Source organism: Agromyces sp. S2-1-8, from assembly GCF_021129215.1.
Taxonomy (GTDB): domain Bacteria; phylum Actinomycetota; class Actinomycetes; order Actinomycetales; family Microbacteriaceae; genus Agromyces; species Agromyces chromiiresistens.
Map to the genome: position 1 here is coordinate 3523622 of NZ_JAJOLP010000001.1, position 13429 is coordinate 3537050.

The 13429-nt window shown below is 71.5% G+C and carries 6 protein-coding genes; all 6 read right to left on the reverse strand.

Going from position 1 to position 13429, the window contains the following annotated elements:
- Positions 1-43 precede the first annotated feature (43 nt).
- On the reverse strand, positions 44-7156 hold the full coding sequence (locus tag LR269_RS16030; RefSeq protein WP_231431757.1) for an IPT/TIG domain-containing protein: 7113 nt from the start codon (positions 7154-7156) through the stop codon (positions 44-46).
- Positions 7157-7269: 113 nt separating this feature from the next.
- Positions 7270-8577, reverse strand: coding sequence for an MFS transporter (locus LR269_RS16035; protein ID WP_231431759.1), 1308 nt, complete (start codon positions 8575-8577; stop codon positions 7270-7272).
- On the reverse strand, positions 8574-9152 hold the full coding sequence (locus tag LR269_RS16040) for a helix-turn-helix transcriptional regulator (protein ID WP_231431760.1): 579 nt from the start codon (positions 9150-9152) through the stop codon (positions 8574-8576). Before LR269_RS16040 ends, LR269_RS16035 begins: the two co-directional genes overlap by 4 nt.
- Before the next feature lie 53 nt (positions 9153-9205).
- The gene (locus LR269_RS16045; protein ID WP_231431761.1) at positions 9206-10450 is read right to left on the reverse strand and encodes an acetate/propionate family kinase; all 1245 of its coding nucleotides are present in this window, start codon (positions 10448-10450) and stop codon (positions 9206-9208) included.
- Positions 10447-12621 carry a phosphate acetyltransferase gene (gene pta, locus LR269_RS16050; RefSeq protein WP_231431762.1) on the reverse strand — a complete coding sequence of 725 codons (2175 nt, stop codon included), beginning with the start codon at positions 12619-12621 and terminating at the stop codon, positions 10447-10449. The genes LR269_RS16045 and pta overlap by 4 nt, the downstream gene beginning before the upstream one ends.
- Before the next feature lie 9 nt (positions 12622-12630).
- A complete protein-coding gene (locus LR269_RS16055) occupies positions 12631-12786 on the reverse strand; it encodes a hypothetical protein (RefSeq protein WP_231431763.1) in 156 nt (51 codons plus the stop codon).
- Positions 12787-13429: the final 643 nt, after the last annotated feature.

The following is a 13429-nucleotide window of genomic DNA, read 5'->3' on the forward strand; positions in this document are numbered from 1 at the left end:
ACGGGGTGCCCGGCGCTCGGCGCCGGGCACCCCGTCCGCGGGTTCAGGCCCGGCCGGAGCGCCGCCGCACGACGAACAGCATGCCGAGGCCGAGCAGGAGCACCCCGCCGCCCAGGACGAGCGGCCCGATCAGGTCGACGCCGGTCGAGGCGATCGCTCCCGGCTTCGTTCCGGGCGTCGATGCGGGTGACGACTCGTACGTGAAGCCGGCGGGCAGACTCGCCTCGCCGCACTCCTCGGTGCCGACGACCGTGACGTCGACGACGCCGGTACCGGCAGGAGCCACCGCGACGATCGTGCCGTCGTCGATCACCTCGAACGAGGTCGCCGGTGCGTCACCGAACAGCACCTCGGTCGCGTCGGTGAAGCACTGACCGGAGATGGTCACCTCTGTGCCGCCCGCCTCAGGTCCGTTCGGCGGATCGACGTCGTCGATCACCGTCGGCACGTAGGTGAACGCGAGTGCGTTGCTCTCGCCCCCGGGCGTCGTCACCACCACGTCGACCTCACCGGCCGCGTGGGCCGGGGTCTCGAACGTGATCTCGGTGTCGCTCACCTGGGTGAACGGTACCGGCAGCCCGTCGACGGTCACCTCCGAGGCATCCCCCAGGTCGGTGCCCGTGATCGTGACGAGCGTGCCGCCCGCGGTCGGTCCCTCGTCGGGTGTGAGGCTCGTCAGGCTCGGCACCGCGTAGTACGTGAACGGCAATGCGTTGCTCGGCCCACCCGCCGTGACGACGACCACGTTCACCTCGCCCGCCGCGTGCGCCGGGGTCTCGAACGTGATCTCCGTCGGGCTCACCTGCGTGAACGGCACCGACACCCCATCGACCGTCACCTCGGTCGCCCCACCGAGATCGGTACCCGTGATCGTCACCGGCGTACCACCGGCCACCGGACCCGCATCCGGATCGAGATCGGTCAGCACCGGCGCCGGCACGTACGTGAACGGCAGCGCATTGCTCTCACCGCCCGGCGTCGTCACCACGACGTCGACCGGGCCCGCCGCGTGCGACGGCGTCTGGAACGCAACCGTCGTGTCGTCCACCTGCGTGAACGGCACCGACACCCCATCGACCGTCAACTCAGTCGCACCGGCAAGGTTCGTCCCGGTCACCGTCACGAGCGTGCCACCCGCCGTCGGCCCCTCCTCCGGCGAGAGCGCCGTGAGCGTCGGCACGTCGTAGTACGTGAACGGCAACGCATTGCTCTCACCACCGGGAGTCGTGACGACGACATCGACCGGTCCCGCCGTGTGCGCGGGGGTCTCGAACGTGATCTCGGTCGGGCTCACCTGCGTGAACGGCACCGACACCCCGTCGACCGTCACCGCCGTCGCCCCGCCGAGATCGGTGCCCGTGATCGTCACCGGCGTACCGCCCGCCACCGGCCCCGCATCCGGGTCGAGCCCCGTGATCGCGGGCACCGCGTAATACGTGAACGGGAGTGCGTTGCTGTCCCCGCCGGGCGTCGTCACGACCACGTCGACCGGGCCGGCGGCATGCGCCGGCGTCGTGAACGTGATCTCGGTCGGGCCCACCTGCGTGAACGGCACCGACACCCCGTCGACCGTCACCGCCGTCGCCCCGCCGAGATCGGTACCCGTGATCGTCACCGGAGTACCGCCTGCGACCGGGCCCGCATCGGGATCGAGCCCCGTGAGCAGCGGCGCCGGCACATAGGTGAACGCGAGCGGACCGCTCGCGCCGCCCGGCGTCGTCACGACCACGTCGACCGGGCCGGCCGCATGCGCCGGGGTCTCGAACGTGATCTCCGTGTCGCTCACCTGCGTGAACGGCACCGACACCCCGTCGACCGTCACCTCAGCGGCATCCCCGAGATCGGTGCCCGTGATCGTCACCGGCGTACCGCCCGCGACCGGCCCCGCGTCGGGCGCCAGCGCCGTGAGCACCGGCGCGGCGACGTAGGTGAACGGCAGGGCGTTGCTCTCGCCGCCCGGGGTCGTCACGACGACGTCGACCTCGCCTGCGAGGTGGGCGGGCGTGACGAAGTCGATCTCCGTCGGGCCCACCTGCGTGAACGGCACCGACACCCCGTCGACCGTCACCTCGGTCGCCCCACCGAGATCGGTACCCGTGATCGTCACGGGCGTACCGCCCGCGACCGGACCCGCGTCAGGATCGAGCGCGGCGAGCACCGGCGCCGGCACGTACGTGTAGGTGAGCGGGTCGCTCTCGCCGCCGGGTGTGGTGACGACCACGTCGACCTCGCCGGCGGCGTGGGGCGGAGTCGTGAACACGATCGTCGTGTCGCTCACCGGGGTGAATGCCACGGCGACGCCGTCGACCGTGAGCTCACTGGCACCTGCGAGGTTCGTGCCCGTCACGGTCACGATCGTGCCGCCCACGGTCGGTCCCTCGTCGGGGTCGAGCGCGGCGAGCGTCGGCACCGCGTAGTACGTGAACGGCAGCGCGTTGCTCTCACCGCCGCCGGTCACCACGACGACGTCGACCTCCCCGGCCGCGTGCGCGGGAGTCTCGAACTCGATCTCCGTCGGGCTCACCTGGGTGAACGGCACCGACACCCCGTCGACCGTCACCTCCGTCGCGCCGCCGAGATCGGTACCCGTGATCGTCACCGGCGTGCCGCCCGCGATCGGCCCCGCGTCAGGGTCGAGCGCCGTGATGACCGGGCCGGGCAGGTAGGTGAAGACGAGCGGGTCGCTCGCGCCACCCGGGGTCGTCACGACCACGTCGACGGGACCCGCCGCGTGCGGCGCCGTCGTGAACGTGATCTGCGTGTCGCTCACCTGGGTGAACGGCACCGATACCCCGTCGACCGTCACCTCCGTGGCACCGCCGAGCGCGCTGCCGGTGATCGTCACCAGCGTGCCGCCCGCCGCTGGGCCTTCGTCGGGCGTGAGGGTCGTGAGCACGGGCTCGTCGAAGTAGGTGAAGGGCAGCGCGTTGCTGTCGCCGCCGGCTGTCGTCACCACCACGTCGACCTCACCGGCCGCGTGGGCCGGGGTCTCGAACGTGATCTCCGTGTCGCTCACCTGGGTGAACGGCACCGACACCCCGTCGACGGTCACCTCCGAGGCATCCCCGAGGTCGGTGCCCGTGATCGTCACCGGAGTACCGCCCGCGACCGGGCCTTGGTCGGGCGCCAGCGCCGTCAGCACCGGCGCGGGGATGTACGTGAACGTCAGCGGATCGCTCGCGCCGCCCGGTGTCGTCACGACCACGTCGACCGGTCCGGCCGCGTGCGGCGGCGACGAGAACGTGATCTGCGTGGGGCTCACCTGGATGAACGGCACGGCGACGCCGTCGACCGAGACCTCGGTCGCGCCGCCGAGCGCAGTGCCGTCGATGGTCACGAGCGTGCCGCCTGCGGTGGGCCCTTCGTCGGGCGTGAGGCTGGCCAGGCTCGGCACCGCGTAGTACGTGAACGGGAGTGCGTTGCTGTCCCCGCCGGGCGTCGTCACGACCACGTCGACCGGGCCGGCGGCATGCGCCGGCGTCGTGAACGTGATCTCGGTCGGGCCCACCTGCGTGAACGGCACCGGCACCCCGTCGACCGTCACCTCGGTCGCGCCGCCGAGATCGGTGCCCGTGATCGTCACCGGAGTTCCGCCTGCGACCGGGCCCGCATCGGGGTCGAGCCCCGTGAGCAGCGGCGCCGGCACATAGGTGAACGCGAGTGGACCGCTCGCGCCGCCCGGCGTCGTGACGACCACGTCGACCGGGCCGGCCGCATGCGCCGGGGTCTCGAACGTGATCTCCGTGTCGCTCACCTGCGTGAACGGCACCGACACCCCGTCGACCGTGAGCTCGGTCGCACCGCCGAGCGCCCTACCCGTGACGGTCACCGACGTGCCGCCCGCGGTCGGTCCCTCGTCGGGTGTGAGGCTCGTCAGGCTCGGCACCGCGTAGTACGTGAACGGCAATGCGTTGCTCGGCCCACCCGCCGTGACGACGACCACGTTCACCTCGCCCGCCGCGTGCGCCGGGGTCTCGAACGTGATCTCCGTCGGGCTCACCTGCGTGAACGGCACCGACACCCCATCGACCGTCACCTCGGTCGCCCCACCGAGATCGGTACCCGTGATCGTCACCGGCGTACCACCGGCCACCGGACCCGCATCCGGATCGAGATCGGTCAGCACCGGCGCCGGCACGTACGTGAACGGCAACGCATTGCTCTCACCGCCCGGCGTCGTCACCACGACGTCGACCGGGCCCGCCGCGTGCGACGGCGTCTGGAACGCAACCGTCGTGTCGTCCACCTGCGTGAACGGCACCGACACCCCATCGACCGTCAACTCAGTCGCACCGGCAAGGTTCGTCCCGGTCACCGTCACGAGCGTGCCACCCGCCGTCGGCCCCTCCTCCGGCGAGAGCGCCGTGAGCGTCGGCACGTCGTAGTACGTGAACGGCAACGCATTGCTCTCACCACCGGGAGTCGTGACGACGACATCGACCGGTCCCGCCGTGTGCGCGGGGGTCTCGAACGTGATCTCCGTCGGGCTCACCTGCGTGAACGGCACCGACACCCCGTCGACCGTCACCGCCGTCGCCCCACCGAAATCGGTACCCGTGATCGTCACCGGCGTACCGCCCGCCACCGGCCCCGCATCGGGGTCGAGCCCCGTGAGCAGCGGACCGGGCAGGTAGGTGAAGACGAGCGGGTCGCTCGCGCCGCCCGGCGTCGTGACGACCACGTCGACCGGGCCGGCGGCATGCGCCGGCGTCGTGAATGTGATCTGCGTGTCGCTCACCTGGGTGAACGGCACCGACACCCCGTCGACCGTCACCTCGGTCGCGCCGCCGAGTGCCGTGCCGTCGATCGTCACCGGCGTGCCGCCCGCCGCTGGGCCCTCGTCGGGCGTGAGGGTCGTGAGCACGGGCTCGTCGAAGTACGTGAACGGCAGCGCATTGCTGTCGCCGCCCGGCGTCGTCACGACGACGTCCACGGGGCCCGCGGCGTGCGCGGGCGTCGAGAACGTGATCTGCGTGCCGCTCACCTGCGTGAACGGCACCGACACCCCGTCGACCGTCACTTCAGAGGCATCCCCAAGATCGGTGCCCGTGATCGTCACCGGAGTGCCACCCGCAACCGGGCCCGCTTCGGGATCGAGGTCGGTGAGCACCGGCGCAGGAATGTACGTGAACGTCAGCGGGCCGCTCTCGCCGCCGGCGGTCGTGACCGTCACGTCGACGGGGCCGGCAGCGTGCGCGGGCGTCGAGAACGTGATCTGCGTGTCGCTCACCTGCGTGAACGGCACCGAGACACCGTCGACCGAGACCTCGGTCGCCCCGGCCAGGTCGGTGCCGTCGATCGTCACGGGGGTGCCGCCTGCGGCCGGCCCTTCGTCGGGCGTCAGCGTCGTGAGGACCGGAGCGGGCACGTAGGTGAACGTGAGCGGAGCGCTCACGCCCGCCGCGGTCGTGACCGTCACCCCGACCGGGCCTTCGGCGTGCGGCGGAGTCGAGAAGGTGATCTGGGTCTCGCTCACCTGCGTGAAGGGCACCGAGACACCGTCGACGGTGACCGCGGTCGCACCGCCGAGCGCCGTGCCGTCGATCGTCACGAGCGTGCCGCCTGCGGTCGGACCCTCGTCGGGCGTGAGCGTCGTCAGCACCGGCGCCACGAGATTCGGTCCGACGAGGGCGCGAGCGAGGTTCAGCTCGAGGAGTTCGGGCACGATCGTCGTCGGCAGGAGGCTCAGGCGCAGGGCGGTCTCCTCGAAGACCTGGCCGGCGACGCCGGGCGACGGCTCCTGCACGTTCGCGAGCAGCGACACGACCGTGTTGAGGAGGAGCAGCGCAGGGTTCAACTCGTTGATGACGGGGTTCAGGACGTCGTCGGTCAGCGTGGTGAGGAAGGTTCCGAGCGCGCCGGTATCGGGGTCGATCACCGCGTCCACGATCGGGCCGAGGGTATCGAGGATGATCTCGTCGGTGAGTCCTCCGATCGGCAGGCCGCCGAGCGCGGTGATGCCGACCGTCGCCGTGCCGTCGGAGATCTGCAGGAGCGTTCCCGTCACCGTGACGTTGACGAGCGGGAGCGACAGCGGTGCCGGTCCGTTGATGTCGACGTCGATGGAGACGGCGGCGTTGTTCAGCGCGTTCGTGACCGCGAGATCGAGATCGGCGACGAGTCCGTCGACGAGTTCGGCGACCTGGCTCGTGACCTCGGTGAGCACCGCGCTCGAGAGCAGCTCGGTGCTCGGGTCGAGGTCATTGAGCCCTCCGACGAGTTGGTCGAGGTCGAGCGTGATCGTGCCGTTCTGCAGGTCGATGACGACGCCGCCGCCGGAGTCGAGCGGCATGTCGAGCACGGCGTCGACCGCGGCCTGCAGGTCGACGGTCACGGTCGCGGAGGCGTCTCCCAGGCCTCCGACCGCGAGGACGCTGCTGACGGCCGAGAGGACGCCCTCAACGAGCAGTCCATCGGGACCGGCGAGTGCGTCGACCTCTGCGTCGAGGTCGGCCACGGCTGCGTCGACCGTGCCGGTGATGCCCTCGACGACCGGGCTGTCCACGACGACCGTCGCGCTTGCGATCTCGTAGTCGCCGACGGGCGCACCGCCGGTGTTCGCCGCGGCGTTCGCGCTGATCGCGCCGAGCGTGACGTCGAGGTCGGAGATCGTCGTGGCGAACTCGGGGCCGAGCAGCTGGGCCAGGTCGAGGCTCATCGGGCCCGGCGCGACGCCGGGCGCGGGGGTGACCCCGGTGCCGATCGCACCCGAGTCCGAGATGAGCCCCGAGGCGCCGATCGACGATCCGTCGATCGCTGCGCTCGCGTACTGGCCGACGACGCCCGCCTCGGTGAAGTTCAGCGGCACCTGCACGCCGCCGCCGATGTCGATGCTCAGCACCGAGAGCGCCGAGAGGTCGAGGTTCGTCGAATTGGTCTCAGGGGTGACGCCGTCGCTGGAGGCCGTCTCGCCGTCGATGCCGGCGACAGCGCTCAGATCGACGAAATCGAGCAGCGTGCCCGAGAGGAACTGTCCTTCGGCGTACGACGTGTCCCCCGGTGCGGCTTGCGCGGAGATCGCACCGCCGCCCGCGGTGAGCGCGACGACCCCGACGGCGGCGAGCCATCGCAGGGCCCGGTGCCCTCGCGGGTCTTCGGCTCGGTGCGCTCCTCGGCGCCTCCGTTCGACGGTCGTACGGGCGCGCGCGACGAACATGTGACGTCCCCCCAGAGTCAGCGTGCGACGCCCCCCGCGCCGCATGGGCTCAACATATTGCGGCACGGCGCCACCCGATAGGGGAAGCGAGGAAAATCACCCCCGAACGGGGGTCAGGTCGAGCTCCGCAGCCCCCTGAACGACGTCAGGTACAGCGGCGACGATGCGAGCACGACGTAGAGGGCCGCACAGCCCGCGAGCGTCGGAACGAGGCCGAGCTGCTCGGCCGCGAGGCCGCCGAGGAACGCGCCGAGCGGCATCGTCGCGGCGACACCGGCCGTGGTCACCCCGAAGACGCGGGCGCGCATGCCGTCGGGGATGAGGCCGTACATCGCGGTCGAGATCATGGGGTTGATCGCGCCTGCGGCGAATCCGGAGAGCGCGAGCACCGGCAGCAGCACCGGCACCGGCGCGCCGAGCGCCATCGTGAGGTACGGCAGCGTGCCGGCCACCATGAAGCATGCGGCGAACATGAGCCGTCCAGAGAAGCGATGCCCGACCGCCCCGAAGACGATCGACCCGGTGAGGGCGCCTGCCGCGAAGCAGCCGACCATGAAGCCCAGCTGGGCCGGGTCGCCGAGCACCTGCGTCGCGTAGAGCGGCTTCAGCACGGTCATGCCGGCCGCGTCGATCGCGTTCGTGAGCGTGACGAGCAGCACGATCGAGCGCAGCAGCGGCGAGGATGCCACGAAGCGAAGACCCTCGACGAAGCCGCCGCGCTCGGAGCGAGTCGCGGCGGACTGCTCCTGCGCCCGCCCGTCGGTCGATTTGGTGCGGGCGGTGCGCGGGATGAAGCACGCCACGAGCAGGGCCGAGACGGCGAACCCGCCCGCGTCGACGACGAGCGCCGGCATCGGACCGAGGAAGGCGACGAGGGCGCCCGCCGTGCCCGCGCCGAGCATCACGGCCGTCCGCTGCACGGCCGCCTGTGCGCCGGCCGCGCGCTCGATCGGCCAGCGCGCGAGCGCCGCGAGGTCGGGCGTCATCGAGGTCTTGGCGGTGTCGCCGGGAGGGTCGAGGAGGCCGCCGAGGAATACGAGCGCGAGCATGACGCCGAAGGGCAGGCCGACGGTCGCATGCAGCAACGGGATCGCGAGCACGGTCACGGCGCTCGCGAGGTCGGCGACGATGCTCGACACCCGGTAGCCGAAGCGGTCGACGAGGACGCCGCCGAGGGCGCCGCCGATCACGAGCGGCACCGTGGAGAACACGCCGACGACCCCCGCGGCGAGCGGCGAGCCCGTCTCGGTGAGGGCGATGATCGGCAGCGCGACCAGGGCGATGGCGTTGCCCCCGAGCGAGAACAGCGCGGCGGCGAGATTCGCGAAGAGCGGGAGCCGCCGGGTCGCCGGTGGGTATCGAGGCGCGTCCTCCTGCGTCGGGAGATCCGCGACCCGCTCGAGGTCGATCTCGGCGCTCATTGCTCGGTCCTCGGGAACGTGTGGGTGATCCAGCGCACCGCTCGGGTGCCGGGGCGCGGCTCGCGCCCGACCGCCCACCACTTCTCGCGCACGGCGGCCAGGTCTGCGGTGAGCTCCCGGAACTCGTCGAGCGTGAGCTGCGCGCCCCCGTCGCTCGAGTCCGATGCGGCGATCCACTCGGGCTCGAGCGCGAATTCGGCGTCGAGCGCGTCGAGCAGCTCGCGATGGTACGCGTCGATGACCGTCCTGCGCATCGCCTCGGCGGCCTCTCGGCGGTCGGGATCGTCGAGGTACGACTCGGCGTTCAGGCTCGTCATCTCGTGCGCCGACCGCCACCAGCGCTCGCGGCCGTCGCGCTCGTGCTCGGGCGCGGGCTCGACGAAGCCGTACTTCGCGAGGGTCGACAGGTGGTAGCTGATCGACCCCGATGCCGCGCCCGTCGCCTCGGCGAGCATGCCGACCGAGTGCGGCCCGTGCATGCGCAGCAGGCCGAGGATGCGCAACCGCAGCGGGTGCGCCATGGCGCGCATGGCCCCTGCGTCGCGCAGGTCGATGGAGTTCTCGTGTTCGCTCACACCGCCATGGTAACTCTGCAATAGTTATTGCACAACAGTTGTTGCAGAGTTGCTCAGATCGCCTCGAGCGCCTGGCGGGCGATCTCGAGCTCCTCGTTCGTCGGCACGACGAGCACGGTGACGGGCGAGCCGTCGGTCGAGATCACGCGGGTCTGCCCCGAGCGCACCGAGTTCCGCTCGGCGTCGAGCTCCATGCCGAGCCGCTCGAGCCCGGCGAGCGCGGCGGCCCGAACGCGCACCGAGTTCTCGCCGACCCCGGCGGTGAACGAGATCACGTCGACACCGCCGAGCTGCGCGAGATAGGCCCCGATGTACGCCTTCAACCGGTGCGCGTACACGTCGAGCGCGAGCGCCGCGCGCTCGTCGCCCGCCCCGGCCGCTTCGACGAGGTCGCGCATGTCGGCGTGCCCGCCGAGCCCGAGGATGCCGCTGCGGCGGTTCAGCAGTTCATCGACGCCGTCGACGTCGAGCCCCGCGCGCCGCTGCAGGTGCAGGAGCACCGCAGGGTCGAGGTCACCCGACCGGGTGCCCATGACGAGCCCCTCGAGCGGCGTCATGCCCATGCTCGTGTCGACCGATCGACCGCCCTCGACCGCGCACGCCGACGCCCCGTTGCCGAGGTGCAGCACGATCTGGCGCAGCTCCTCGAGCGGCCGGCCGAGGAACTCCGCCGCGGCCCGTGAGACGTACCGGTGCGATGTGCCGTGGAACCCGTACCGCCGGATGCGGTGCTTGGCCGCCACGTCGCGGTCGATCGCGTACGTGTAGGCGGCCGGCGGCATCGTCTGGTGGAACGCCGTGTCGAACACCGCCACGTGCGGCACGTCGGGGAACGCCCGCTGCGCCGCCTCGATGCCCTCGAGGTTGGCCGGATTGTGCAGCGGCGCGAGGGTCGACAGCTCGTCGATGTTGATCTTCACGAGGTCGGTGATGACGGTCGGCTCGAAGAAGCGCGCACCGCCCTGCACCACCCGGTGCCCGACCGCGACCGGCGGGTTCGCCGCGAGCGGCGGCCCCGCCTCGGCGAACGCCTCGAGCATCACGTCGAAGGCCGCGAAGTGGTCGGGCACCTCGACGTCGCGTTCACGGGTGACGGATGCCTCGTCACCGCCCCCGCCGCCCCCGTCGGCGCCGTCGGCGCCGTCGGGCCCGTCCGTCGAGACGACGTGCTTCGCCCGCCCGCCGGGGCGCCCGATCCGCTCGACCAGCCCAGACGCGAGCGAGCGCCCGGAGCCGGCCTCGATCAACTGGTACTTCAGTGACGAGGAGCCCGAGTTGATGACGAGGACGACGCTCACGAGGCATCCGCCGCCTGGATCGCCGTGATGGCCACGGTGTTGACGATGTCCTGCACGAGTGCGCCGCGCGAGAGGTCGTTGATGGGCTTGCGCAGGCCCTGCAGCACGGGCCCGATCGCGACGGCGCCCGCCGACCGCTGCACCGCCTTGTAGGTGTTGTTGCCCGTGTTGAGGTCGGGGAAGACGAACACGGTGGCCCGGCCCGCGACATCCGACTGGGGCAGTTTCGTGCGCGCGACCGCCGCGTCGGCGGCCGCGTCGTACTGGATCGGCCCCTCGACCGCGAGCTCGGGGGCGCGCTCGCGAACGAGCTCGGTCGCGCGGCGCACCTTGTCGACGTCGGCGCCCTCGCCCGATTCCCCCGTCGAGTACGAGAGCATCGCGATGCGCGGCTCGATGCCGAACTGGGCGGCGGTCTGCGCCGACGAGATCGCGATGTCCGCGAGCTGCTCGGCCGTCGGGTCGGGCACGATCGCGCAGTCGCCGTAGACGAGCACCCGGTCGGCGAGCGCCATGAGGAACACGCTCGAGACGATGTCGACGCCCGGCTTCGTCTTGATGATCTCGAACGAGGGGCGGATCGTGTGCGCGGTCGTGTGCGCCGCGCCCGACACCATGCCGTCGGCCATGCCGAGCTCGACCATCATCGTGCCGAAGTACGACACGTCCTGCACTCGCTCGCGCGCCTGCTCGAGCGTGACGCCCTTGTGCGCGCGCCGCTTCTGGTACTCCTCGGCGAAGCGCGTCACGTAGACGAAGTCGTGATTCGACAGCACCGCCGCGCGCGAGATGTCGAGGCCGAGCCCGATCGCACGCGAGCGGACCTCGATCTCCTCGCCGAGGATCGTGAGGTCGGCCACGTCGCGGGCGAGCAGGGTCGCCGCAGCCCGCAGGATGCGGTCGTCGTAGCCCTCGGGCAGCACGATGTGCTTGCGCTCGCGGCGCGCCCGCTCGAGCAGGCCGTACTCGAACATGAGTGGCGTGACGACCTCGGGGCTCGCGATCTCGAGCCGGTCGAGCAGCGCCTCGGCATCGACGTGGTGCTCGAACAGTGACAGGGCCGTGTCGCGCTTGCGCTGCGACTCGGCGGCGAGCCGCCCGCGGGTGTGGGTGATCGCGAGGGCGGTCTCGTAGCTCGAGAGCTCGGTGCGGATGATCGGCAGCCCCGCCTTGAGGCCCTCGACGAGTCGCACGATGTGCTCGGAGAGGGGGAAGCCGCCGTTCAGCACGATGCCCGAGACCGACGGGAACGTCTGCGACGAGTGCGCCGTGAGCACTCCGAGCAGCACTTCACTGCGGTCGCCGGGCACGATCACGACCGAGCCCTCGATGAGCCGCGAGAGCACGTTCTCCATCGACATCGCCGCGATCACGACGCCGAGCGCCTCGCGGTCGAGCAGGTCGGGGTCGCCCGCGTAGAGCTCGCCGTCGACGGCCTGCATGATCGTGCGCATCGAGGGCGCGACGAGGAACTGGTCCTCGGGGATGGCCCAGACGGCGACCTGGGATGCCTCGCCGGCGACGACGCCGCCGGGCCGCGCGCCCGCCACCGGGCCGAGCCCCGCCGCACGGACCGCGTCGACGATCTCGTCGAGCCGGTCGGGGTCGGCGCGATTGACCACGACGCCGAGGAGTGAGGCGTGCTCGCGCTCGAGCTCCTCGACGGCGAGCTCCGAGAGCTGGGCGAGCTCGTCGGGCGTGCGAGCGTCGCTGTCGCCGAGCCGCTCGCTGAGTGCACGCCCCTGGTACTCGCCGACACGTCCGCCGAGCACGAGCAGCACCGGGGTTGCGAGGTTGGCGGCGATGCGCGCGTTGTACGCGAGCTCGGTGGGGCTGCCGACATCGGTGTAGTCGGAGCCGATGATGACGACCGCGTCGCAGCGGCCCTCGACGGCCTTGAAGCGGCGCACGATCGTCGCGAGCGCCGCATCGGGATCGGCGTGCACCTCGTCGTACGAGACGCCGATCGCCTCGTCGTAGGTGAGCGGCACCACGCCGTCGTGGGCGAGCAGCAGCTCGAGCACGTAGTCGCGTTCGGCGGTCGATCGCGCGATGGGCCGGAACACGCCGACCTTCGCCGCGCGTCGGGTCAGCGTGTCGAGCGTGCCGAGCGCGACGGTGGACTTGCCGGTGTTGCCCTCGGCCGAGCAGATGTAGATGCTGTGCGCCACGCATCCAGCCTATTCGGCGGGCTCCTCGCCCTGCCGGGCGTTCGGCTGGAAGTACTCCGAGTGTTCGCACTCGTCGGGCACGCTGCCGACCGACGCCGCCTCACGATAACCGCCACCCAGCAACACCGGGTCGCCGACCTCCGTGACGAGACCGTCGAACTCCACCTCGAGCCCGCCAGGTCCGCGACCCGCGCTTCGTCGGGCAGGACGATGCCGATGACGTCACCGCCCTCGGCGCGCGCCACGAGGCATCCGCTCTCGACGTCGATGCTGCCGACGAAGGCCGCCTGCTCCTCGATGTCGGAGCCGCCGACCCTCATGAGGACGGTCGTCGGGCCGACGGCGCGCGCCTCGACCGATGGGGCGGCGCACCCGGCGAGCGCGAGAATGCCGACCAGCGCGCCCGCGACGGCGCCACCCTCGACTCGGCCGAGTCCGGCCATCGCCCCCCCCTCGCGCCCCGTGCACGAGACCGACCACAAGATCAGGTGACCACGCCTCGTGCGACCACATGACCACATGACCACAGCAGGTGCAACCACGAGTCCGTCACGTCGGCACGAGTCGACCAGGCTGCGAGGTGGCGGATTCGACCCCTACTCGATGCGCGCTCGGCGGCGCCGCCGGAGGTTTCGCTCCGCAGACGGTGTGGACAAGTGGAATTGTGGACGGGCGACGTGTGGACAAGTGGAACAGTGGCCCGGCGACGTGTGGAAATGTGGAATTGTGGCCGGCTTTCTCCGAGCGATGCTCCCTCCGGGTGCGGGGCTCGTGCGGCCCGCGGTGCAGCGGGGCCGCTCGACTCGGG

Excerpts from the sequence above, each read along its gene's own strand:
- LR269_RS16030 (WP_231431757.1), bottom strand. The coding sequence starts at position 7,156 with ATGTTCGTCGCGCGCGCCCGTACGACCGTCGAACGGAGGCGCCGAGGA.
- LR269_RS16035 (WP_231431759.1), bottom strand. The coding sequence starts at position 8,577 with ATGAGCGCCGAGATCGACCTCGAGCGGGTCGCGGATCTCCCGACGCAG.